At 44.1% G+C, this 24,934-nt stretch carries 18 protein-coding genes and 3 pseudogenes; 11 read left to right on the forward strand and 10 right to left on the reverse strand.

The window, feature by feature from the left end; genetic code table 11:
- Positions 1 to 346: 346 nt before the first annotated feature.
- Positions 347 to 2,932 carry a DUF4347 domain-containing protein gene (locus AC6IZ0_RS13250; protein WP_497723314.1) on the reverse strand — a complete coding sequence of 862 codons (2,586 nt, stop codon included), beginning with the start codon at positions 2,930 to 2,932 and terminating at the stop codon, positions 347 to 349.
- 137 nt (positions 2,933 to 3,069) lie between these two features.
- A complete protein-coding gene (locus tag AC6IZ0_RS13255) occupies positions 3,070 to 3,216 on the reverse strand; it encodes a hypothetical protein (protein ID WP_497723315.1) in 147 nt (48 codons plus the stop codon).
- A gap of 84 nt (positions 3,217 to 3,300) precedes the next feature.
- On the opposite strand from AC6IZ0_RS13255, the gene AC6IZ0_RS13260 reads away from it, so the two are divergent.
- Positions 3,301 to 3,456: a hypothetical protein gene (locus AC6IZ0_RS13260; RefSeq protein WP_497723316.1), complete on the forward strand. Its 156-nt coding sequence runs from the start codon at positions 3,301 to 3,303 to the stop codon at positions 3,454 to 3,456.
- Positions 3,457 to 3,928: 472 nt separating this feature from the next.
- Complete coding sequence (locus tag AC6IZ0_RS13265) at positions 3,929 to 5,479, forward strand: P-loop NTPase fold protein (RefSeq protein WP_497723318.1); 1,551 nt, start codon at positions 3,929 to 3,931, stop codon at positions 5,477 to 5,479.
- A 321-nt stretch (positions 5,480 to 5,800) separates the two neighbouring features.
- On the opposite strand, the gene AC6IZ0_RS13270 is transcribed toward AC6IZ0_RS13265, so the two are convergent.
- Together AC6IZ0_RS13270 and AC6IZ0_RS13275 are read right to left on the reverse strand one after the other, a co-directional pair.
- Positions 5,801 to 7,933: a heavy metal translocating P-type ATPase gene (locus AC6IZ0_RS13270; RefSeq protein ID WP_497723319.1), complete on the reverse strand. Its 2,133-nt coding sequence runs from the start codon at positions 7,931 to 7,933 to the stop codon at positions 5,801 to 5,803.
- A complete protein-coding gene (locus AC6IZ0_RS13275) occupies positions 7,930 to 9,012 on the reverse strand; it encodes an ATP-dependent 6-phosphofructokinase (protein WP_497723320.1) in 1,083 nt (360 codons plus the stop codon). The genes AC6IZ0_RS13270 and AC6IZ0_RS13275 overlap by 4 nt, the downstream gene beginning before the upstream one ends.
- A 25-nt stretch (positions 9,013 to 9,037) precedes the next feature.
- On the opposite strand from AC6IZ0_RS13275, the gene AC6IZ0_RS13280 reads away from it, so the two are divergent.
- The 6 genes and pseudogenes from AC6IZ0_RS13280 (at position 9,038) to AC6IZ0_RS13305 (ending at position 14,730) form a co-directional block, all read left to right on the forward strand.
- Positions 9,038 to 9,211: a hypothetical protein gene (locus tag AC6IZ0_RS13280; protein WP_497723321.1), complete on the forward strand. Its 174-nt coding sequence runs from the start codon at positions 9,038 to 9,040 to the stop codon at positions 9,209 to 9,211.
- A gap of 127 nt (positions 9,212 to 9,338) precedes the next feature.
- On the forward strand, positions 9,339 to 9,878 hold the full coding sequence (gene hoxE, locus AC6IZ0_RS13285; RefSeq protein ID WP_497723323.1) for a bidirectional hydrogenase complex protein HoxE: 540 nt from the start codon (positions 9,339 to 9,341) through the stop codon (positions 9,876 to 9,878).
- Positions 9,865 to 11,446: pseudogene (locus tag AC6IZ0_RS13290) on the forward strand (NADH-ubiquinone oxidoreductase-F iron-sulfur binding region domain-containing protein). The gene hoxE and the pseudogene AC6IZ0_RS13290 overlap by 14 nt, the downstream one beginning before the upstream one ends.
- A gap of 364 nt (positions 11,447 to 11,810) precedes the next feature.
- Positions 11,811 to 12,527, forward strand: coding sequence for a bidirectional hydrogenase complex protein HoxU (hoxU, locus tag AC6IZ0_RS13295; RefSeq protein ID WP_497726058.1), 717 nt, complete (start codon positions 11,811 to 11,813; stop codon positions 12,525 to 12,527).
- 76 nt (positions 12,528 to 12,603) lie between these two features.
- On the forward strand, positions 12,604 to 13,149 hold the full coding sequence (locus AC6IZ0_RS13300) for an NADH-quinone oxidoreductase subunit B family protein (RefSeq protein WP_497723325.1): 546 nt from the start codon (positions 12,604 to 12,606) through the stop codon (positions 13,147 to 13,149).
- 125 nt (positions 13,150 to 13,274) lie between these two features.
- Positions 13,275 to 14,730: pseudogene (locus tag AC6IZ0_RS13305) on the forward strand (Ni/Fe hydrogenase subunit alpha).
- A gap of 264 nt (positions 14,731 to 14,994) precedes the next feature.
- On the opposite strand, the gene AC6IZ0_RS13310 reads toward AC6IZ0_RS13305, so the two are convergent.
- Positions 14,995 to 15,144 (reverse strand): hypothetical protein, encoded by a 150-nt coding sequence (locus tag AC6IZ0_RS13310; RefSeq protein WP_497723327.1) that lies wholly within the window; start codon positions 15,142 to 15,144, stop codon positions 14,995 to 14,997.
- Between the two features lie 183 nt (positions 15,145 to 15,327).
- Between AC6IZ0_RS13310 and AC6IZ0_RS13315 the strand changes: the two genes are divergently transcribed.
- The 3 genes from AC6IZ0_RS13315 to AC6IZ0_RS13325 all read left to right on the forward strand — a co-directional run bounded on the left by AC6IZ0_RS13315 (position 15,328) and on the right by AC6IZ0_RS13325 (position 19,813).
- Positions 15,328 to 16,491 carry an LptF/LptG family permease gene (locus AC6IZ0_RS13315; protein ID WP_497723328.1) on the forward strand — a complete coding sequence of 388 codons (1,164 nt, stop codon included), beginning with the start codon at positions 15,328 to 15,330 and terminating at the stop codon, positions 16,489 to 16,491.
- A gap of 606 nt (positions 16,492 to 17,097) precedes the next feature.
- A complete protein-coding gene (locus AC6IZ0_RS13320) occupies positions 17,098 to 17,568 on the forward strand; it encodes a hydrogenase maturation protease (protein ID WP_497723330.1) in 471 nt (156 codons plus the stop codon).
- A 7-nt stretch (positions 17,569 to 17,575) separates the two neighbouring features.
- The gene (locus AC6IZ0_RS13325; protein WP_497723332.1) at positions 17,576 to 19,813 is read left to right on the forward strand and encodes an acetate--CoA ligase family protein; all 2,238 of its coding nucleotides are present in this window, start codon (positions 17,576 to 17,578) and stop codon (positions 19,811 to 19,813) included.
- Here the strand turns inward: AC6IZ0_RS13325 and AC6IZ0_RS13330 are convergent.
- The 5 genes and pseudogenes from AC6IZ0_RS13330 to AC6IZ0_RS13350 all read right to left on the reverse strand — a co-directional run bounded on the left by AC6IZ0_RS13330 (position 19,796) and on the right by AC6IZ0_RS13350 (position 24,867).
- Complete coding sequence (locus AC6IZ0_RS13330; protein ID WP_271734968.1) at positions 19,796 to 20,536, reverse strand: amino acid ABC transporter ATP-binding protein; 741 nt, start codon at positions 20,534 to 20,536, stop codon at positions 19,796 to 19,798. The two genes, AC6IZ0_RS13325 and AC6IZ0_RS13330, sit on opposite strands and share 18 nt — an antisense overlap.
- Before the next feature lie 34 nt (positions 20,537 to 20,570).
- Positions 20,571 to 21,719 carry an amino acid ABC transporter permease gene (locus AC6IZ0_RS13335; RefSeq protein ID WP_497723334.1) on the reverse strand — a complete coding sequence of 383 codons (1,149 nt, stop codon included), beginning with the start codon at positions 21,717 to 21,719 and terminating at the stop codon, positions 20,571 to 20,573.
- Positions 21,720 to 21,933: 214 nt separating this feature from the next.
- Complete coding sequence (locus tag AC6IZ0_RS13340) at positions 21,934 to 22,854, reverse strand: amino acid ABC transporter permease (protein WP_271734941.1); 921 nt, start codon at positions 22,852 to 22,854, stop codon at positions 21,934 to 21,936.
- 15 nt (positions 22,855 to 22,869) lie between these two features.
- Positions 22,870 to 23,933: pseudogene (locus AC6IZ0_RS13345) on the reverse strand (amino acid ABC transporter substrate-binding protein).
- Between the two features lie 226 nt (positions 23,934 to 24,159).
- Positions 24,160 to 24,867: a hypothetical protein gene (locus tag AC6IZ0_RS13350; RefSeq protein WP_497723336.1), complete on the reverse strand. Its 708-nt coding sequence runs from the start codon at positions 24,865 to 24,867 to the stop codon at positions 24,160 to 24,162.
- Between the last annotated feature and the right edge of the window lie 67 nt (positions 24,868 to 24,934).

Raw genomic sequence — 24,934 nt, forward strand, 5'->3', positions numbered from 1 at the left:
ATTTGATTATCTTAATGGAATGCGATAGCGAAGCGCTGCTGCTTTTAAACCCTAGCTCCTGCTTCCCAATAGTCAACCGTCAGCAAAACAGCTAATACTCTAGGCAATGATTGTTAACCCTATTTATAAAGTTATATTTAACACCTAGTCGGATTCATACGACTTTAGCTTATGGCTAACGCCACGCTATCGCTATCAGACAGGGGTTTCTAACCCCTGGCTGCTGTGGGTGTTGACTGCGGGTGTTGACTCTGCTGGGCAATATCCCCGACTTCTAGCAAAATTTATCACTACCCGACAAGAACATAGTCAGAAGTCGGGGATCTGTGTAACAGTCAACCGTCATCTATATTACAGTGCTGAACTGAGTTAAATGTGCTTGTATCTGCCCTAAATCCCTGGTAGCATCAGGAGCGATCGCACCTTCAATTAATTTGTCACCAGGGAAAGCAGTAGAACCAAACAGATGGCGTACTATCATAATCCCATCCGAAAGAGCTTTAATTTCTCCATTCCCGTCAATATCTAGGTATTGGTTATCTACCCCTTGTTGTAAGTAGGCTTGAATTTCTGCTAGGTTGCGAGTAGCGTTAGGGGCGATCGCACCTTCAGTTAATTTTTCCCCAGGGAAAGCAGTAGAACCAAACAGATGGCGTACTATCATAATCCCATCCGAAAGAGCTTTAATTTCTCCATTCCCGTCAATATCAAAATTCCACTCCTGCTTACTGACTAAAATCGGGTCTGCTTCTAGTCCATAACCAGGGGCTAAATTATCGGAACTAAGATTAAGTTGAGTTCCAGTAAAGTTACCAGTGGTGGTAAAGTTAAAATCTCCTAACTTTAATGGTAGAGTTTGACCAGGCCAATTAGCAGCAAAGCTAGTATACCCAAATTGGATATAGCGATCGCTTTCGGGGTCATTGTCAAAGTCCCCACTATCAGGTAAATCTGCCAGTGGAACGAATAGATCGTTAGTAAAGAGGTTTTCTGCAGTTTGGAAGCTCAATTCATTAGAATTGTAGTGCAACCGCAGACTAATACCCGCAAGGGCATTCTCACCAGTAGAGGTATTATAGAACAGGGGAATAGATACATTACCACCAGGGAGAGTCATTAAATTATCTAATGATGTAATTTGTTGGCGATCGCTCACTACTGGTGGTGTATCATCATTTTCAATCGTCCCCGTAGCAGTAGCAGTGATAATCGTGGCGTTACTGGGGTTAGACAAAGTAACGGTAAAGGTTTCATCCGGTTCAACTACCGTATCACCACTGACATTGACTGTAATTACTTGAGATGTTTCCCCATCTGCAAACTCAACCGTACCCGTGGGGAGGTTTCCCCCGAAGTCTGCGGCGTTAGCAGGGTTGTCACCTGTACCTGTCACAGCCCAGTTAGCAGTGCTGGTGGTGGATGTATCCCCTGTGCGGGTAACTGTGAAGGTGAAGGCGGTAGTACCTTCGTCACCTTCTAACCTTGTTGCATTAGTAGGGGCGACTATCCCTATAGATGGTTGCTCAGTTGGGACTTGAGTAAACTCACTCACATCGATAATTTTTAACCCCCCCTCACCATCAGCGACATAGGCGTAGTTCCCCACCACTTGTACACCATAAGCCTCACCAGAGGTATTGTAACCCCCGGTGCGGGTGGGGAATTCGGGGTTGCTGATATCTATTATTTGCAATCCTGCTTCATCATCAGCGACATAGGCGTAGTTCCCCACCACTTGTACATCATAAGCCTCACCAGAGGTATTGTAACCCCCGGTGCGGGTGGGGAATTCGGGGTTGCTGATATCTATTATTTGCAATCCTGCTTCATCATCAGCGACATAGGCGTAGTTCCCCACCACTTGTACACCATAAGCCTCACCAGAGGTATTGTAACCCCCGGTGCGGGTGGGGAATTCGGGGTTGCTGATATCTATTATTTGCAATCCTGCTTCATCATCAGCGACATAGGCGTAGTTCCCCACCACTTGTACATCATAAGCCTCACCAGAGGTATTGTAACCCCCGGTGCGGGTGGGGAATTCGGGGTTGCTGATATCTATTATTTGCAATCCTGCTTCACCATCAGCGACATAGGCGTAGTTCCCCACCACTTGTACATCATAAGCCTCACCAGAGGTATTGTAACCCCCGGTGCGGGTGGGGAATTCGGGGTTGCTGATATCTATTATTTGCAATCCTGCTTCACCATCAGCGACATAGGCGTAGTTCCCCACCACTTGTACATCAAAAGCCTCGCCAGAGGTATTGTAACCCCCGGTGCGGGTGGGGAATTCGGGGTTGCTGATATCTATTATTTGCAATCCTGCTTCACCATCAGCGACATAGGCGTAGTTCCCCACCACTTGTACATCAAAAGCCTCGCCAGGTGTGTCGTAATTACTGAAGGGAAAAACATTCAATACCCCCATATAATTCTTCAATGTCGCACCAGTCAAAGGTACTGACACCAAGCCATGATTTACCTCCAAATCCCAATTACCCCCCAGGGTAGGATGACCGGTTTTACTGGTGGAAGCACTGATCACACATTGGGTCAAGTCCTGTAACTTCTGGATAAATTCCGCCCCCGCATCCCCTGCAGCCACTTCACAGCCATAGAGACAGATATGGGGAGTTGACCACTGCTGTAACTGTGGTTGATATGAATTAAGGTTCTTTAAATTAACTTGACTGTTACCTAAATATAAACATCCCGGCGCACCGTGAGAAATGATGTGGAGAGTGTCACAGTGGGGATGTGCTGTTAAAAATCTAGTAATTTGGGTTACACCATCCTCATCAGCATTGAGGATAACAGTAGTTATACCAGGTATAACACCTGTGGCGAGGGTTTGATAGTCGGATACAGCGGAATCAATAAATACAACAGACACGGAGACAATGCTGTGATGGGTGGTAGATAATAGCATAGTTGAAAAATCCATGTTTTGGACTGGCTTAATTACGCTTTATGGTAGAAAAAATACCATAATTAATTTAAATAATTAATTTAAGTTTCAAATATTTTTGATAGTAATAACTCAATGATAATATGGATGTAATTTTGTCATCTATCTAAAGATAGATATTTGAGAAGATAAACCATATATCCAATCAAGGAACCCTCGCCGTTACTTGTATTATTGATGTGAGAATTAATACCGATGGGTTCAGGGTCGATCGCCGTTACTTGTATTATTAATGTCAGAATCAACACCTACGCATTAGACAGGGGTTTCTCGTTCCCGGTGCTGGTAGCTTTTAAACCCTGACCCGTCAACCGTCAACCGTCAACGGTATGGCTAACGCCACGCTATCGCTATCGACTCCGCTCACCGACCACCGTCAACAGTTAACACCCAGTCGGATTTATCCGACTTTAGCTATCAGACAGGGGTTTCTAACCCCAGGCTCTAACCCCAGGCTCCCGGTGCTGGTAGCTTTTAAACCCTGACCCGTCAACCGTCAACCGTCAACCGTCAACAGTTAACACCCAGTCGGATTTATCCGACTTTAGCTATCAGACAGGGGTTTCTAACCCCAGGCTCTAACCCCAGGCTCCCGGTGCTTGTAGCTTTTAAACCCTGACCCGTCAACCGTCAACCGACCACCGTCAACAGTTAACACCCAGTCGGATAAATCCGACTTTAGCTATCAGACAGGGGTTTATAACCCCTGGCTCCCGGTGCTTGTAGCTTTTAAACCCTGACCCGTCAACCGTCAACCGACCACCGTCAACCGTCAACAGTTAACACCCAGTCGGATAAATCCGACTTTAGCTATCAGACAGGGGTTTATAACCCCTGGCTCCCGATGCTCTAAACTGCTGCGGTTTCACCGACGATCGCACTGGCGTTTTGTCAGTTAACCGTCAACCGTCAACAATGATGGCAGTTATAATCAAATCAACCTATACCTAAACTTTTATGACTAAATGGTTTAACACTGCTGGCCCTTGTCAACCGGATATACACTATACCCTACCCACCACCGAACGGTTACCAGAGTTAAAACGCCTGATTGCACAGCGCAATTACTTTGTTATCCATGCACCCAGACAAACCGGTAAAACCACTGCCATGCTCACCCTAGCACAGGAACTGACAGCCAGTGATAAGTACACCGCCGTCTTACTATCCTTAGAAGTGGGTGCAGTATTTCCCCATGATCCTGGAACTGCTGAACGAGCAATTTTAGATGAGTGGAAACAGTCGGTTAAATTTCACCTACCAGCCAACCTACAGCCCACTATATGGCCAGAAGTGGGTACTGGTTCCCAAATTGCCACATTTTTAAGCACTTGGGCGGCTGACTCTCCCCTCCCCCTGGTGGTATTCTTAGATGAAATTGACGCTTTAAGTGATGAAACCTTAATTTCTGTACTGCGCCAATTACGCTCCGGTTATCCCCGTCGTCCCCTGGGGTTCCCCCAATGCGTAGCCTTAATTGGGATGCGGGATGTACGTGATTATAAAGTAGCTTCTGGTGGTAGTAACAGGTTAAATACCTCTAGCCCCTTTAATATCAAAGTAGAATCTTTAACCTTAAGTAATTTCACCTTAGAAGATGTTAAAAGTCTATACGCACAACATACCCAAGCCACGGGACAAATCTTTACCCCTGAAGCCATTCACCACGCCTACTATTTAACCCAGGGTCAACCTTGGTTAATCAATGCGATCGCCCGTCAGGTTACGGAATACCTAGCAGAAGATACCAATATCCCTATCACGGTAGATTTAATTAATCAAGCTAAGGATATCCTAATTCAAAGGCAAGACACCCACTTAGATAGTTTAGCCGAGCGACTGCGGGAAGATAGGGTTAAGGCGATTATTCAACCCATGTTAGCTGGGGAAGAATTACCAGATGTGCCTAATGATGATATTCGTTTTCTCCTAGATTTAGGATTGTGTCGCTATCATCCCATCAGAGGTTTAGAAATTGCCAACCCGATTTATAGAGAAGTTTTACCTAAAGTTTTAGCCTATACCCCCATTATGTCCTTAGGGGTGATTGAACCTGAATGGTTGAATCCTAGTGGTGAATTAATGCCAGAAAAATTATTAGACTTATTCTTAGACTTTTGGCGACAACACGGGGAACCATTATTTAAAAGTACCCCTTACCCAGAAATAGCCCCCCACTTAGTATTAATGGCATTTTTACACCGGGTTGTTAATGGTGGTGGTAGCTTAGAACGGGAATACGCTATAGGTTCCGGGAGGATGGATATATGTTTAAGGTATGGCGATGTAGTCTTAGGGATGGAATTAAAGGTATGGAAACAGGGTAAACCCGACCCCTTACCCCAAGGATTGATACAATTAGATAAGTATTTATCAGGACTCAATCTAAATACAGGATGGTTGGTAATATTTGACCGTCGCCCCAATTTACCCCCCATCAGTGACAGAACCACCACCGAAATCACCCAGAGTCCCCAGAACAGAAATATCACAGTAATTAGGGGGTAGCCTAGTCATCTATTCCAGTCGGATTTATCCGACTTAAGCTATCAGACAGGGGTTTCTAACCCCTGGCTCCCGGTGCTTGTAGCTTTTAAACCCTGACCCGTCAACCGTCAACCGTCAACTGTCAACCGTCAACAGTTAACACCCAGTCGGATTTATCCGACTTAAGCTATCAGACAGGGGTTTCTAACCCCTGGCTCCCGGTGGTCTAAACTGCTGCGGTTTCACCGGCGATCGCACTGGCGTTTTGTCAGTCAACCGTCAACCGTCAACCGTCAACCGTCAACCGTCAACCGTCAACCGTCAACCGTCAACCGTCAACCGTCAACAATCATGTCGCGGTGGGTCTTGGTGCCACAAAGGACGCAACCCATTTAATCCAGCTAAAATTGCCGAACCATTATGAATCAGGGTCGCTGCTAAGGGATGCAACCCTAGGGTAATAGTTAGTCCTAAAGCCGCTAAATTAGGGAATACCACTAAACCAATATTTTGTTTAACAACCGCTGCGGTTTCACGGGCGATCGCAATTGCTTCTATAAAACTGGTCAGATTATCATCCATCAGCACCACATCCGCTGTTTCTCTAGCTACTTCAGAACCTCCGCCAAAGGAAATCGCCACATCAGCATAGGCTAAAGCAATAGAATCATTTAAACCATCCCCGGTGAAAGCCACAGTTTTACCCGATGCGTGGATTTTCTGGATAATTTCCGCTTTTTGTTCTGGGAACGCTTCAGCATGAACTAGGGAGGGGTAAAGATGCAACTGTTGAGCTACAGCTCTAGCCCTTTGCTGATTATCCCCTGTAAGTAAATGTATTTCCATACCATATTCAGAGTGCAGTTTCTTAATTACTTCCGCACTTTCTGGACGCAGGGGGTCTGTATAGGCGATAATTCCTTGAAACTCCTGATTAATCCCCACATACAGACAAGAATCATGGGCAGAAATATGGTAGTTTAAAAGCCGGGGAGAAATACCACACTGACGCAAAAAGCGATCGCTTCCTACAATAACCTGTTCACCATCAACCAGACAGCGCACCCCTAACCCAACTTCATAAACAAATTCTTGTCGTGGTAAAATTTCTACACCTTGTGCTTGGGCGTATGTCACTAGGGCCTTAGCTGCTGGGTGCGTAATATGTTCTTCTGCAGATGCAGCTAATGTTAACAGACGGTGAGCAGATATACTTTTATCTACGGTTTCCACAGCTACAACTTCCACATCACCCTTAGTTAAAGTACCGGTTTTATCAAATACTAGAGTATCAACCTGCGCTAATTTTTCCAGAGCACCACCACTGCGGATCAAGACACCATGTCTCGTAGCGTGGTGTAGAGCTGCTAAGAAAGTTGTAGGGAGAGCTACGCGAATCCCGGTGACAAAATCTAAGGTGATGATAGATGCAGCTTTGGACGTGTTACGAGTAATAATTAACACTATTGCCGCCAAAATCAAGGCTGGTAATACCGCTTTTTCGGCAATGTTAGCCGCATAATTACCCATGCGTGTATCATGAACAGGAGCTTTTTTGACTAATTCTATACTCGCCCCAGCACGAGTAGCAGCGCCCACCCCTTGGGTTTGGATGTAAATTTCTCCTTCCCGTACCAGGGTAGAGGCATAAACTGCTTGTCCCACTTGACGTAAAATGGACATGGATTCACCCGTCAGCCTTTGTTGGTCAATAATCGCTTCCCCCTGTAGAATTTTGCCATCGACGGGGATTTGTTCACCAGGATATACTATCACTGTATCTTGGGGTTGTACCTCGGTAATTGACAGGCGTTGTATTTCCCCATCCGGTTGTTTTACCCAGGCGTAATTTCCCAGGGAATTTAATAAGTCCGCGGCGCGATTTTCCGTAACCCTGGCTGTGCGATCGCGCATCATATCGCCAATTTGATGCAAGATAATTAATAACGCTGGTGTTAACAGATTACCTTGGATAGAAGTTAAGGCGATCGCCATTAAATCTAGACAATCTATATTTAACTTTCCTTCCCGGCTAATACTAGTATAAGCCCGTTCAGCAATGGGTAAAGCTGCTAGTGCCAATGTAGCAGCAATTATCGCACTGGGAATGGGTAAACCTAAGCGCAACACTGCCAAAACAGTGGCTAAGATTGGTAATTGCAGAGGATAATCGGCTTTTTTCGGGATATTTTTACTTTTGTAGTTCTTGGCTTTATGCAGTAAATTTACTATATAGTCTGGTATTACACTACTCCGAGAATCAGATACTTGATATTGAACTGCCACAGAATTGCACCAAGGATTAACACGTACTGCTACAATTCGACTATCAGACTCCAGTAACTCTTGCACACAGACCAAATCTAGGGTAGTCCGCAATCTGATTCTGCCGGGAATTTGATGTACTATAGTGTAGTTGGATTTGTCACCCCCTGGCTGACTGGGTGGGGTAGATGTAATATTGGTGGTAATCATGGGTGATGGCCAATGTAAGTACCGAGCGATCGCGCTGTTTGCACTAAAAAGTTATGAGGATTTACTAAACAAGGACTCTCAGCCAAAACCGCTTCTAAGGGAACAGCAACAACTTGACCATTTTGCCAAGCTACCATCTGCCCAGATTGTCCATTAGCTAATAAATCTACCGCAGCTTTACCGAAAGCCGTAGCTATCAAACGGTCTAAAGCCGAAGGAATACCACCGCGTTGAATATGTCCTAAGACAGATACCCGAATATCAAGATCGTGGGTGAGGGCGCGAATCTCATCAGCAATATATTGACCCATACCACAGGAAGGGCGTTCTAGTCGCAGCGGTACGGCGTTATCACAGAATGTATAAGCAGATGAATCTGTAGCCACTTGAATACCTTCAGCCACAACTATAATAGCGAATCTGCGCCCCCGGTGGCGTAGCTGTTCTAAATGCTCACACACTCCCCCAATAGAATAGGGAATCTCAGGAATTAAAATCACATCCGCACCACCTGCAATACCCGATTGTAGGGCTAAATGACCCGCATTGCGCCCCATCACTTCCACAATCATCACCCGGTCATGACTACAAGCGGTAAAGGTCAAACGATTGAGCGCATCTACAACAGTATTTACCGCCGTATCAAAACCAACGACTCTTTCCGTTTGTCCCACATCATTATCAATGGTTTTAGGAATACCGATAAATTGCCAGTTTCCTTGACTTTGGAGTTGATGGAGAATTGCCAAGCTACCATCTCCACCGATGCCAATCAAAGCATCTAATCCTAAAGCATAGTATCCAGCAACAATCTCTTCTACATGAGCTAGAGTATCACCTTTATTAATACTACCCAAAATTGTCCCCCCCATATTCAGCAAAGGGTCAATACCACGCAAGTCTAGACCATGTATACTCAATGGAGTAGCTTCACGGTCTAAAAGTCCTCTAGTTGCATAAGGAATACCCACCACCTCCCAGTTATATGTCAGGGTGGCGTGATGCACTACTGCTCGAATTACTGCATTTAGTCCGGGACAGTCACCACCACTGGTTAGAATACCAAGTCGTTTTTTCATGGTCATCACACATTCGGGCTAGAACATGGGCATATTATTTTCTGTCAAACCTCAACCGTCAACCGTCAACCCCCAACCGTCAACCCCCAACCGTCAACCCCCAACCCTCAACCGTCAACCGTCAACCCCCAACCCTCAACCGTCAACCGTCAACCGTCAACAGTCAACAGTCAACAGTCAACAGTCAACAGTCAAATAAATCAAGTTTACATCGTCAATCTGGCGAGTGCCGATTAACTTTCCTTACAATTTTTTTTATTGTTTTTGTCTCACCCTGATTGATTGTTACACTAGGGTCATCCCGGCCAAGAGGAGCCAGAGCAATTATGAATCCAACCTCTGCTGTTCAAACTAACAACACAGCAAAAGCTCACTCCGCAACCACTACTCAAGGGGATAAGCGATTTAAAATTCTGTCAGCGCATATTAAACGCCATCAGTATCAACAAAATGCCCTAATTGAGATCCTGCATCAAGCACAGGAACTTTTTGGTTATTTAGAAAACGATGTGTTAATTTATATCGCCCACGCACTGAAATTACCACCAAGTCGGGTTTATGGGGTCGCCACCTTTTATCATCTATTTTCCCTTGCACCTAGTGGCCTCCATACCTGTGTAGTTTGCACTGGTACTGCTTGCTATGTCAAAGGCGCTCAGGCTATCCTCACAAGTTTAGAAACATCCATACATCTTCGCCCCGGTGAAACATCCCCAGATGGTCAAGTTTCACTGCAAACCGCCAGATGTCTAGGTGCTTGTGGAATCGCCCCCGCCGTAGTGTTTGATAAAACAGTGATAGGGTATCAAACCCCCGAATTAGTTCTGGATCACATCAAAGGATGGTTAAAAGATGGATCTAACTGAATTAATAGCGATCGCCCACAAAGAACAAACAGCCAGCAAACCCATAGAAATCCGCTGCTGTGTAGCGGCCGGTTGTCTGTCTGCTAATTCACAAACTGTCAAACAGCGTTTACAACAAGCAGTCACAGCAGAGAATTTAACAGAAACAGTAGATGTGCGTGGAGTTGGCTGTATGCGCCTGTGCTGTCAAGGGCCATTAGTGCAGGTAGATGACCACACCCTGTACCAACAAGTCACCCCCGACGATGCACCCGCAATTATTGCTACCCTGGGAGGAGAAGAAACCACAATTAAAAAAGGTGATTTAAATCACCCATTTTTTACATCCCAGATGCCCATTGTTTTGGAAAATAGCGGTAAGGTTGACCCAGAACGTATTCAATCTTATATCGCCGCAGCAGGTTATCAATCCCTCCACCATGTCCTCCGGGAAATGACCCCCAAGGAGGTAGTAGATACCGTCACCGCTAGTGGTTTACGGGGACGGGGAGGCGCTGGTTACCCCACCGGGGTCAAGTGGGGAACAGTGGCTAAATCCCCAGGAGTACCAAAGTATGTCATCTGTAACGCCGACGAAGGTGACCCCGGCGCGTTTATGGACAGGAGTGTTCTGGAAAGTGACCCCCACCGAGTACTAGAAGGAATGGCGATCGCCGCCTATGCTGTAGGAGCCAATCAAGGTTACATCTACATCCGGGCTGAATATCCTATAGCTATTCATCGCCTACAAACCGCCATCCGTCAAGCCCAAAGCTTAGGTTTACTAGGTAGTCAGATTTTTGACTCCAGTTTTGACTTTAAAATTGATATTCGCATTGGTGCGGGAGCTTATGTCTGCGGTGAAGAAACAGCCCTCATGGCTTCCATTGAAGGTAAACGGGGAACTCCCCACTCCCGTCCCCCCTATCCAGCGGAATCAGGGTTATGGGGTTACCCCACCTTAATTAATAACGTCGAAACCTACGCTAATATTACACCAATTATCCGTAATGGGGCTGGATGGTTTGCCAGCATCGGTACTGCAAAAAGCAAAGGTACAAAAGTTTTCGCCCTAACCGGCAAAATCCGTAACACAGGTTTAATAGAAGTACCCATGGGAACCACCATCCGCCAGATTGTTGAAGTCATGGGGGGTGGTGTACCAGAAGGGGGTGTAGTCAAAGCTGTACAAACCGGTGGACTCTGGGGGATGTATCCCTGCATCGGCTTTTGATACCCCTGTAGATTATGAATCCCTGATTGAGCTAGGTTCAATTATGGGTTCAGGGGGGATGATTGTCATGGATGAAACCACCAACATGGTAGATGTAGCCCGCTACTTTATGGAATTTTGTATGGATGAGTCCTGCGGTAAGTGCATTCCCTGTCGGGTAGGAACAGTACAGCTGTATCAATTATTAACCGCCATCAGTGAAGGTAAAGCCACCCAGACAGACTTAGAACTACTAGAGGAATTATGCGACATGGTGAAACATACCAGCTTGTGCGGTCTGGGACAGTCTGCACCCAATCCAGTATTTAGCACCTTACGTTATTTCCGTCATGAATATTTGGAATTAATCAAGTAGGTGGGGTAGAGTCCGCGAAACCTGACTAGAGAGCGCAGGAGAAATCAGTACTGAGCAGACGAGTAATAAATTACCCGTCTCATAGCAAAAGTCCACTAGAATTGCACTGTTAGGTTACATAGGATACCCTAAGCAATGATTGTCAACGGAACTTATGATGTTGTATGTAACACTCAGTCGGATTAATCCGACTTGAACTTTTAGACGGGGGTTTCTAACCCCCGGCTCCCGATTGTCCAGCTTCATGGCGATCGCCCTTCCCTCAACCCTCAACCGTCAACCGCCAACCCTCAACCGTCAACCGTCAACCGTCAACCCTCAACCGTCAACCCTCAACCGTCAACCCTCAACCGTCAATAATACCATGGCTGTCAAAACTTTGACAATTAATCAAGAATTAATTAGCGCCCGTGAAGAAGAGACCATACTCCAAGCAGCCCAAGAAGCAGGGATTCATATTCCCACCCTGTGTCACCTAGAAGGGGTAACAGATGTGGGAGCTTGTCGCCTGTGTTTAGTAGAAATTGCTGGTACCAATAAACTTTTACCAGCTTGTGTCACGAAGGTCGCCGAAGGGATGGAAATTCAAACCCACACCCAGCGCCTACAAAATTATCGGCGCACCATTGTAGAGATGTTGTTTGCAGAAGGTAATCACATTTGCTCAGTTTGTGTAGCTAATGGTAATTGTGAATTACAAGATTTAGCCATTGAGATGGGTATGGATCATGTGCGGTTAAACTATCATTTCCCCTCTCGCTCTGTGGATGTTTCCCATCATCTGTTCGGCGTTGACCACAACAGATGTGTTTTATGTACTCGCTGCATCCGTGTTTGTGATGAAATTGAAGGAGCCCATACTTGGGATATGGCGGGGAGGGGAACAAATTCCCATGTAATTACCGACTTAAACCAACCCTGGGGGAGTTCCTCAAGTTGTACCTCCTGCGGTAAATGTGTTAACGCTTGTCCCACCGGCGCTCTGTTTAATCGGGGTTCTAGCGTGGGGGAAATGAAGAGCGATCGCCAAGTGTTAGATTTCCTAGTCACCGCTCGACAAAAACAACAATGGAACCGTTAACCGTGGTCGGTGAGCGGAGTCGAACCGTTGACTGTTAATTCCCCTCCTCAAAAATTCACCCCTCCCCTTAGAAGTTATGACTCTTTTAAAACTAGCTACAGTTTGGTTAGGTGGTTGCTCTGGTTGTCATATGTCCTTCCTCGATTTAGATGAATGGTTAATTGACCTAACCAAACAAGCAGAATTAGTTTACAGTCCCTTTGCTGACACCAAAGAATACCCTCTAGGTGTGGATGTTGTCTTAGTAGAAGGGGCGATCGCTAACCAAGAACACCTCAAAATGATTTACAAAGTCAGAGAGCGTTCCCAAATTCTCGTATCCTTCGGTGATTGTGCTGTCACCGGTAACGTTACAGCCTTACGTAACCCCATGGGAGACGCCCAAACAGTCCTCCAGCGTTGTTACATAGAAGCCAACCCCCTTTACCCCGCCATTCCCTCCGATGCTGATATAGTCCCCACCCTACTAGACCGGGTAGTACCAGTACATCAAGTCGTCCCTGTGGATATTTATTTACCAGGATGTCCCCCTGACGCTAATCGCATCAAAGCCGTATTAGACCCCCTGCTTAAGGGTGAAATACCACAACTATCAGGGCGAGACATGATTAAGTTTGGTTAAACTGTGTGATTCCAAGCTCCCCGACTTCTCACTTTTACCCCCATACACTGAGTTTTTACTGTGGAAGTCGGGGATCTTCCTCCTAAGTCACCCTTCAATATACTAATATTAATTCTGTCTAAATCATGTCTAAGAAAATTATCATCGACCCCGTAACCCGCATAGAGGGACACGCCAAAATTAGTATATACTTAGATGATACTGGACAAGTCAGCGACGCTCGCTTTCATGTCACAGAATTTCGCGGATTTGAGAAATTTTGCGAAGGTCGCCCCTTTTGGGAAATGTCCGGGAATTACAGCCCGTGTGTGTGGAATTTGCCCAGTTAGTCACCTATTAGCCTCCGCTAAAGCCGGGGATAACATCTTAACAGTCAAAATCCCCCCCGCAGCCGAAAAGCTGCGGCGGTTAATGAACCTAGCTCAGATTATCCAGTCCCACGCTCTAAGTTTCTTTCACCTGAGCGCCCCAGATTTGTTGTTGGGAATGGATGGCGATCGCCCAGACCGGAATATATTTGGTTTAATTGCAGCAGAACCAGAATTAGCCAGGGGGGAATTCGCCTCCGTCAATTTGGACAAGAAATCATAGCTCAGTTAGGAGGACAGAAAATACACCCATCATGGGCCGTTCCCGGTGGTGTGCGGGATGCTCTCCGACCAGAGGGACGCACCCACATTCAAAACCGCATCCCCGAAGCACGCAGTACAATTTTAGATGCTCTCGGTAGGTTCAAAGCAATATTAACAGACTACCAACAAGAGATCCAAACCTTTGGCAACTTCCCCACCTTATTTATGGGTTTAGTTACCTCCGCTGGTCTGTGGGAACACTACGACGGACATATCCGGTTTGTAGATAGTGGGGGGAATATCATCGCCGACCAACTAGACCCCAGCAACTATCAACAATTTATTGGGGAAGCAGTACAACCCGACTCCTATTTAAAATCTCCCTACTATCGCCCCTTGGGTTACCCCGACCAAACAGACCACTGTCATTTAAATAGTGGTATCTACAGAGTCGGACCTCTTAGCCCGGTTAAATATCTGTAGTCACATTGGTACACCCTTAGCCGATGCAGAATTAAGGGAGTTTAGAGACAGAACTAAAAATACCCCTAACTCATCATTTTTCTATCACTACGCCCGCTTAATTGAAATCCTAGCAGCAATTGAACACATAGAAAAACTACTAGATGACCCCGACCTACTTTCAACCCGACTGCGCGCCCATGGAGGTGTGAATCAATTAACAGCTGTAGGAGTCAGTGAAGCTCCCAGGGGAACCCTATTTCATGAATATCAAGTTGATGAAAACGGTTTACTCCAAAGAGTGAACCTATTAATTGCTACAGGTCAAAATAACTTAGCCATGAATCGCACAGTCGCCCAAATTGCGCGCCACTTTGTCAACGGCGAGCAAATCTCCCCTGGTATGTTAAACCGGGTAGAGGCAGGAATTAGAGCCTTTGACCCCTGTTTAAGTTGCTCAACCCATGCCGTGGGGCAAATGCCCTTACATCTGCAAATAATAGCACCAGATGGGACAATTGTCAACCAGGTTTGGCGTACCCAGTAGTCAAACAAATGTACTTTTGGCTGTTGACCGTGGTCGGTGAGCGGAGTCGAACCGTGGTCGGTGAGCGGAGTCGAACCGTGGTCGGTGAGCGGAGTCGAACGATTGGAAAGTCAAACAATAGTGTATTAACCATTGTTTGACCCTCCGCTTGTAAACAACAAAAAAAGATTATATCTCTTTAGCTATCACTTCCGCGATCGCAGCGCGGACTTTATCTTGCCACCCAGGGATTTTAATATCAGAATTTGATTTTTACCTTCCACCCTAACGTACACTAGCCGCTCTACCACCGCAGCGACTGCCATCAGATGCTCTATCACCGGGAGTATTACAAGATCCGGATACATTGCCTCCACACGAGGTAATTAAACCTGCTACACTAATGACTAAGAGAATAAACGCAATATTTTTCATTTCAAGACAACCTATATTAAGGTATTAAGGAAATTTGCATCAGTAATTCTAAGTATACAAGATTTGGTCATAATACTTAATGTTTTTTTAAATTAGCTTGATGTCACACCATCAAAGTATTTTCTTATTCAACACTAATATTATATTAAGTTAGCTGGTAGAGTTTAGGATAACACTTAATCTATGAAAAAAAACAAGTTTTTACTCCACATACCAATACTAGACACTTATTTGATTTCAGAAATTACACGACCTCTATTCTTTAGTATTGTTGTAGTTACTATTGTTGCCGAATCAATTGGTATTTCATTTGAGCAAATTAAATTCTTAATACAAGATAATTTACCCTTTGATATTTTTATTTATATTCACTTTCTTAAATTACCGGAGTTCATTGTTTTAGCTTTACCAATCTCCGGTATGATGGCAACAATTTTTACATACCAAAAGCTATCTAATAACAGTGAAATTATTGCAATACGAAGCTGTGGTTCAAGCTTATATAGACTAATCGTTCCATCTATAATCATTGGTTTATGTCTAACTGTTATACTTTTTGTAATTAATCAAATTATTGTTCCACCGGCAAATTATAATGCTGCTATTTTGTTAGAAACTTCCTTGGGTTTTGATAGACGCAACTTTATAAAATCAGATGCTTTTTATAAAGAATTTTTTCCTGGTAAGCTTGAATTAAAAACCAAAAATGAAAATAATTATTTAAAATACCTCTTGTATACGGAAAAAATAAAAGATAGCAGAATGGAAAAACCTATATTATTAATTAGACGTGAGGATAAATTGAAGGTAATTATTAATTCTCATATGGCAGAATGCAATCAAAATAAAGGATACTGCTATTTTGATTATGGAACTAGAACTTTAATTAATCCAGATGGATCTTATCATAGTAGTACAAAGTTTGAAAACTTGTATTTATATCTACCTAATTTATATTTACAGTTACATATAGATAAAGAAGGTCTTGACAATAGAGAATTGAATCTTTTTCAAGCTTATCAAAGATTATCTATTATTCGTATAGCCGGCGACCGCAAAAATTTTCTTAAATTACAGGTTCACATCTACAAAAACTTTACTCTTGCAATTTCCTGTACTATATTTACTTTTTTAGGTGCAAGCATTGGCATTAATTTACAACCGAGAGTAAAATATAATAGCTTTGCTTTAACTTTAGCAATTATTTTAACATATGATGCTATACAAATGATTATAAATGTTTTAATCGTATCAGGAAATATACCAATACATTGGATATGGTCACCAAATATAATTGGTATATGTATCAGCAATTATATATTAATCAAAAAAGATTTCTTATATTAACGCAGCTTATATTAACCAAGACAACCACAATTCAAGGGTATTTCATTCCAAAAACTTGTTTGAGTGTGTCTAATCCAAAGGAACATAATCTTTGAGCTTATGCCATGCTTTAATCTACCCATCAGACCCCTGAACAGGTTGACTTGGGCTGTTAAGTTATTACCGGAAATATAGAGGAAGGACTACTGTCCGCCCCAACAACAGAAAAGGTTAATAAAATTATATCTTCTCCTGGGCATCGAGGTTAGCGATCGCCGCCCGGACTTTATCCTACCACTCAGGAATTTTAATAAGCTGTTCTTTCATGGCCATCGGGAAGTAGCTGCAAGATCCCCGACTTCTGACATAATTAAGTATAGTTATGTATAATTTCTCCAGAAGTCGGGGATCTGTGGGGGGATACGAGAGGCGATGTTAAATGCGATAGCGAAGCGCTGCTGTAAGCAGATCGCCACCAAGGGAAGCGTTACAAAGCCATAAAAAATAAACCTTTGCGTACCTTTGCGCCCCTTTGCGTTTAACAACAGATATTGTTTTTTTGTCTGTTCCCTGTTCCCCAAGATAAAAATTACCCGTTAAAAACCTATCAAACAACGTCTTAGTTATATGACAGCAAGAAAGATTGTTATTATTGGTTACGGTAACCAGTTACGCAGTGATGACGGTGTAGGGATATGGGTAGCCCAGGCTTTACAATCAATGGAGTTAGAGCAAGTAAAAACTCTAGCGGTTCACCAACTCACCCCAGAACTAGCCGATATTTTAGCTAATGTCGATTTAGCAATTTTTATTGATGCTTGTTTGACCACCCACAGCACTCAAGTGGAACTAGAATTAATTACACCCAACTCCGACCACATCATCACCACACACACCGGTAACCCTCCCGCTCTTCTGACTTTTACCCAGGCGGTTTATGGTTGTTCCCCCCGGTCTTGGTGGGTAAAAATTCCTGCAGTTAATGTTGATTTCGGCCATAAATTCTCAGCTGTCGCTCAAGCTGGATGTGCGATCGCATTAGCAAAAATTTATACCCTTCTCAATTTCACACCCTCAACCACCAAGAGTACCGATTGATTTACCTATGCAAAATTCACTACCCAGAACCAGTTCAACGCTTCACCCCACGGAAAAGCAAAACCCCCTAGATGCTATTTTTAAACCCAAGACAGTAGCAGTAATTGGCGCGAGTGAGAAAAAACATAGTGTAGGACGTACCCTACTGTGGAACCTGATTAGTAACCCCTTTGGGGGTACGGTTTTCCCAGTTAACCCCAAACATCATAGTATTTTGGGGATTAAAGCTTACCCTACTGTCTTTGATGTACCCGAACCCATAGACCTAGCAGTAATTGCTACCCCGTCCCCCACAGTTCCCGGTATCATCAAGCAATGTCTAGCAGCGGGGGTTAAAGGTGCGATTATCCTCAGCGCCGGTTTTAAGGAAATTGGCACCCAGGGAGTCATTTTAGAACAGCAGATTCAGGCCGAAGCACAAGGTAAAATCCCCATTATTGGCCCTAACTGTCTAGGTGTCATGGCTCCCCTGACTGGTTTAAATGCTACCTTTGCTAGTAAAATCGCCCGTGGGGGAAATGTGGGCTTTATTAGTCAAAGCGGCGCTCTGTGTACTGCCATTTTAGATTGGAGTTTCCGGGAAAATGTCGGCTTTAGCGCCTTCGTATCTCTGGGGTCTATGGTTGATATAGGTTGGGGAGATTTAATAGATTATCTCGGAGATGACCCGGAGACTAAAAGTATTATTATTTATATGGAGTCCATTGGGGATGCAGCTTCCTTCCTCTGTGCGGCTCGGAAAGTGGCTCTGACTAAGCCCATTATTGTGATTAAGTCCGGGCGAACAGCCGCCGCAGCCCAAGCTGCTGCTTCCCATACCGGTGCTATGGCTGGGAGTGATGAGGTGCTAGATGCAGCTTTTCGCCGTTGTGGGGTGTTGCGTGTGAATAGTATTTCTGACCTATTTAATATGGCGGAACTCTTAGCAAAACAACCCCGCCCTTGTCAACCAAGGCTGACAATTTTAACTAATGCAGGGGGTCCGGGGGTATTAGCCACAGATGCTTTAATTGCAGCGGGGGGAGAAATTGCCCCCATACCCAGGGAGACTCAAGAAAAGTTACAAAAAATATTACCGCCCCATAGTTCTGTGAGTAACCCTATTGATATCCTGGGGGATGCAGACCCACAGCGGTACTCCCAAGCCTTACAAGTGGCTTTAAATACCCCACAGAGCGACGGGTTATTAGTCATCCTCACCCCCCAAGCAATGACAGACCCGACTCAAACAGCCCAGATGTTGGCGGATTGTGTCCAGGAGATCCAGGAAACATCTGCAAAAACTAAACCAGTTCCCATCCTGGCCAGTTGGATGGGGGGAGAAGAGGTAGCAGAGGGACAAATGATTTTAAATAAACACCATATTCCTACTTACCCCTATCCTGATACTGCCGCTCGGATGTTTTGTTATATGTGGCAATCGAGTTACAATTTACGTGGTATCTATGAAACTCCTGCAATCTCTGATTCTTCTACGGGAACGCCAGACCATAAAACTGTAGAAGCAACTATTGCAGCGGCTACAACAGCCCAACGCCAGATTTTAACAGAGTTAGAGTCAAAGCAGATTTTAGCAGCCTATGGTATTAATATAGTGCCCACAGAGGTGGCTTATAGTCCAGCAGCAGCGGTTAAATGCGCCGAAACTATTGGTTATCCCGTGGTGTTAAAGTTATTTTCCCACACTATTACCCATAAAACTGATGTGGGAGGTGTGCAGTTAAACCTAATGGACTCCACAGCTGTAACTCAGGCTTATAATTTAATTCGTCAGCAAGTAGAAGAGAAAGACTTTTTAGGGGTGACTGTGCAACCGATGGTAAAAACCACCGGTTATGAGTTAATTGTTGGTAGCACTGTAGATGCTCAGTTTGGACCGGTTTTACTGTTTGGTACTGGGGGTCAGTTAGCTGAGGTGTTTAAAGATTACGCGATCGCCCTTCCTCCTTTAAATACTACCTTGGCGCGCCGGATGATTGAACAAACACAAATCTATCAAGCACTTACAGGGGTGCGGGGGCGCAAAAGTATTGACATAGCAGCTCTAGAAAAACTCATGGTGGTATTTAGTCGCCTGGTTGTGGAACAACCCAGAATCAAAGAAATTGACATTAACCCTTTATTAGCTTCTTCTGAGAAGTTAATCGCCCTGGACGCGCGGATTATTCTCCATGACCCGGAAATCCCAGACCACGAGTTACCCAACCCCCCCCTAACCCTAGAGATTCTAGAGAATTTGCGCTAAAAACTTTCGCGTCCGGGCTTCCTTGGGGTTGGTGAAAAAATCATCAGGTGTAGCTGACTCAATCAGGGAACCACTATCCATGAGAATTACTCGGTCGGCAACTTCACGGGCAAATCCGACTTCGTGGGTAACTACTACCATCGTCATCCCATCCCTAGCCAGGCTTCGCATTACATCTAATACTTCTCTGACCATCTCTGGATCTAATGCAGAAGTGGGTTCATCAAAGAGCATAATTTTAGGTTTCATCGCTAAAGCACGGGCGATCGCCACCCGTTGTTGCTGTCCACCAGATAATTGTCCGGGATATTTCTGCGCTTGTGCTAAAATACCAACTCTTTCTAGGAGTTGCATGGCTAATTCTTCAGCTTTTGGCCTTGTCAACCGCCGCACCCAAATGGGAGCTAAAGAAATATTTTGCAGTACTGTTAAATGGGGAAATAAATTAAACTGCTGAAAGACCATCCCGACTTCTCGGCGAATCATTTCAATATTTTGCAAGTCATGGCTAAGGGTAATACCGTCAATGATGATTTTTCCCTGTTGGTATGTTTCTAAGGCGTTAAATGTGCGGATAAAGGTTGACTTACCAGAACCAGAAGGCCCCATCAAAACTACCACTTCTCCACGATTGACATCTAAACTCACGCCCTGGAGAGCATGAAATTTACCGTACCATTTGTGAACATCTTCAGCAACAATTATTGGTTGTAACTCTGACATAGGCTCTAAATTGGGAATCATTAGTAATATTGCTCTATTGACTAATATTTAATTGTCTTTCTAATCGTCTAGAGGCTAAGGACATCAAGTAACAAAATATCCAGTAAATTAATCCAATAAATAAATAAACTTCTGCATAGCGTCCCAGAAATTGGGGCTGCGCCAAAATAGAACGGGAAATACCCGTGAGTTCTACCAATCCCACCAGAGATAATAGGGAAGTGTCTTTAAATAAGCCAATAAACTGACCAACTATTGCTGGAATCACCGCCCGTAAAGCTTGGGGGAGAATAATTAAAATTACTACTAAAGGTGTATTCAGTCCTAATGCTTTTGCTGCTTCGATTTGTCCCATTGGGATCGCTTGCAGTCCGCCACGCACGTTTTCTGCCATGTAAGCAGCACTAAATAATACTAGTCCCGCAACTCCTCGCAATAACCGATCTAAACGCAAATCTGTGGGCAGAAATAATGGCAACATGACTTGGGCTAAGAACAAAATTCCAATTAGCGGTAGTCCTCTCACAATTTCAATGTAGCAGATGCAAAACCAACGCACTACAGGCAAATAACTGGTGCGTCCTAATGCTAGTAAAACACCAATGGGAAAGGAAAGTATTATACTAACCACTGCCATGAGTAATGTTAGTAATAAACCGTTCCAAAGGTTGGTAGATACCGGTTGTAAGCCAAATCCACCGCCAATTAGCCACAGAATTACGGGGAAGGACAACAACCATATTAGAGAAAGCCAAGGTGCTATTAGTTGATGAAATTTACCTCCTAACCAAAAACCTGTAAGCAGCAAAACTGCAATCAACAGCAACCACAGGCGGGATGTCAAATCCCAGGGGAAAATCAGGCACAAGAATCCCGCAATCAAGGCATATGCAGCTTGGCGCTTTGTCAACTGTTGTTTACTAAAGAATACACCCACAGTGATCGCACTGAAGGTGGAAGCGATCGCCAGGACAATCCAAACTCGCCAGTATAAGGCTTGAGGAAATCTACCAACTAAAAATAAACGTAAATTCACCCAAATCACTGCCCATTGTGCTTGAGTAATTGCCCAATTCAGTAATCCCCATACGGTCCAAAACAACAGTAATAAGCAGATAACAGTTAATAAGCTGTTATACCAGCTACTAAAGAGGTTTTTACGTAACCAAGTCAATTTAGTCATTAGTTATAGCACTACGCATACACGTTAGGACATCATAATTGTGGTTTTAAGGGAACAGGGAACAGGGAACAGGGAACAGGGAACAGGGAACAGGGAATGGGGAACAGGGAATGGGGAACAGGGAATGGGGAAATGTCCTAACACTTGTGGTTACTGCTATAGTGGTCATTGGTCATTGGTCATTGGTCATTGCTTGCTACTCCCTGCACCCTACTTATTTGATCTGCACTTGGCGGTTGAATAAGTTCATTGTTAGGGAAATAGTTAAACTTAGGGTGAGATATGTCAATATCAGTAGCAACATTACTTCTACGGCTCTCCCGGTTTGGTTAAAGGTGGTAGAGGCCACAAAATAAAGATCGGGGTAGCCGATGGCGATCGCTAAACTGGAATTTTTAGTTAAGTTTAAATACTGACTGGTCAGTGGCGGAAGAATTACCCGCAAGGCTTGGGGAAATATGACCAGACGCATAATTAATAATGGTGGAAGTCCTAGCGATCGCGCTGCTTCCCATTGCCCTTTTGGTACTGATTGAATACCCCCGCGAACGATTTCGGCAATAAACGCACCAGTGAAAAACACCAAACCCAGCAATAAAGCTGAAAACTCTGGAGATAAAGTAAACCAAGGCAGTTCTAGTCCATCTTGGCTGAGTCCCAAAAATCCCCAGAGGGAAATTTTCTCCTCTCTTGTGGGAAAACCTAAAAATACAGCAAAGTACCAAAATAATAATTGCAGCAGTAAAGGTGTATTGCGAAAAATCTCTACGTAAATACTCGTAATCTTTCGCAATAGCCAGTTATCAGAAAAACTCGCTATCCCGGCACTAATCCCTACAATGGTCGTGAAGAAAATACCTAAAATCGCCACCCGCAATGAGTTCACTAATCCTACCCACAAAGCGTAAGTGTAGGTATCAGTTGGTTGGTAATTCAGTAGGCTTTCACCAATCCCAAAAGAGGCTTGCTGCTGGAGAAAATCAAATCCTAACTGAATGCCTAATTGCTGCAAATTGCGGTGGAGATTACCCCACAGAATCATCACCATAACTGCTGCTAACAATACAGCCATCAGTTGTGCTACAATATTCCAAAACCGATAATCTCGCCATATAGGTGGTTTGGGATTAGCCATGAGTGATTTTCCCCTTTACCGAAACGGCGGCGAATAGAGTAATCCGCCCTTTGTCCATAGTTGATTTTGACTGCGAGGGAGATTCAGGTTAGTATTTGGACCTAGATTGCGATCGTAAATTTCGGCATAGTTCCCGACCTGTTTGACTATCCTGGCGGCGAAGTCGTTTGTTAAACCTAGTCCTTCTCCCAGGTTGCCTTCTGTGCCTAAAAAGCGTTTAATATCTGGGTCGTTACTAGTAGCCAATTGTTCCACATTTTGGGAATTAATCCCCAACTCTTCGGCTTTAATCAGGGAATAAACTACCCAGGTCACTGCACTAGCTAATACAGAGTCACCTTTAGCAACCGCTGGTGCTAGGGGTTCTGAGGAAATTATTTCATCCAGAAGGACGTTATCTTCTGGATTGGGTAGAGTGGTTCGCCGAGAGACTAAGGCAGACGATCAGCTGTAATCCCATCACAACGCTTTTCAGCATAAGTGGCAAAAGTCACATTAATATCTTCAAAGACGATGGGCTTGTAGGTGATGTTTCGTTTCCGCATTTGGTCTGCTAAATTTTGCTCCGTAGTGGTTCCATTTTGAACACAGATGGTTTTGTCTTTCATATCTGTCAAGGAATTAATTCCACTATTTTTGCGCACCATGATGGCTTGACCATCGTAAAAGACAACGGGGGCAAATTCTAGACCGATGGAAGTAGCGCGGCTGAGAGTCCAGGTGGTGTTACGGCTGAGAACGTCTACTTCCCCTGTCTGGACTGCGGTAAATCGCTCTTGGGCGCTCAGATTGCGAAATTCTACTGCATCTGGGTTGTCAAATAAAGCAGATGCGATCGCTCGGCAGATATCCACGTCGATACCACTATACTTACCGTCAGTTTCCACAAAGCTAAACCCTGGGATTTGTCCACTGACACCACAAATTAGCTGACCACGACTTTTGATGGTATCCCAACGATTACGAGTTGTTTGTGTTCCGGGATTGTTGGCTGTGTTTGTTGTTCCTTCTGGGTTGTTACAAGCGGTAATAGCAAATATTAGGGGAGCGATCGCTAAAATTAACGCTGATCTTCTCATAAACTTCATGAATGCTGCACCTGACAAATTGTATTAGTGACTACAATATTTTTCTTGTAAATAAGTAGCTATTCGCAATATAAGACTTTTTGAGTACCTATGCTAAATATTCCTGGAATCTCAAATATTAATGTAGTCACTAAAAAATATTTCAAGGATGTTGCGTTTAAATGCTCACCATTGCATCCCCAAGGCTATAAAGCCTTGGGGAATGACGCGACTTTAGTTAGAGATTAAACTGAATTACATTATCCAGCGGTTGTAAGAACTTGTTATTCACAACTTCCTGATACATCTTCAGGTCTGTTTCCCAGTTATCGATGATTTGAGCTAAAGCTGTTAAACCCTGTTTTTCGTCTTCTGGGTTGATGGGGTGTAAGCAATTAGCGGTAAATAATACAACCTTTTGTGAGGTTTGCTCTGCTAATTGCAGGAGTGCTTCGTTAATGTCTAGATTCATTTGTACCCCTGGTTGATTGTACATAAACTTCAGAGACGCTTGTACTGGCGTTGTACCGTATTCTAGCCATGGTCCGGAATTTAACAGGGTTCTGTATATATATTCCCGCGTTCCATTTTCTTGGTTATCAAATGGCGCATGACCCCGAAAGGTGATACTTATGCCTTTGTAGTTTACTTGTGGTAGGGTCTGAATATATTTATGAGCAATGGCTGGAATTTGTACTACTTGCTTTTGTGCTTGTACGGACAAAGGTTGTGCGAAAATAATCCGATTTAAGTCTGCTATGACTGTAATCCCATTTTGAAAGGTAACCTGGGCTGCACTGTTGGTCAATATTGGCGCTTTGGCTAATTCCCACTCACTGGGTACAATACCACTGTATTTGAGAAAGTCTGGGGTTAAAATGGTGGGGTTGTTTTTCTGCGCGGCGATCGCGATCGCCATTTCCTGTATATTTAACTTTGAATTCATCTGGAGTTGTGATATAATTGTTTACAGTCATGATTCAATGAATAGTATAACATTTTACCAAAAAAAC

Source organism: Anabaenopsis sp. NIES-4685, assembly GCF_059725405.1.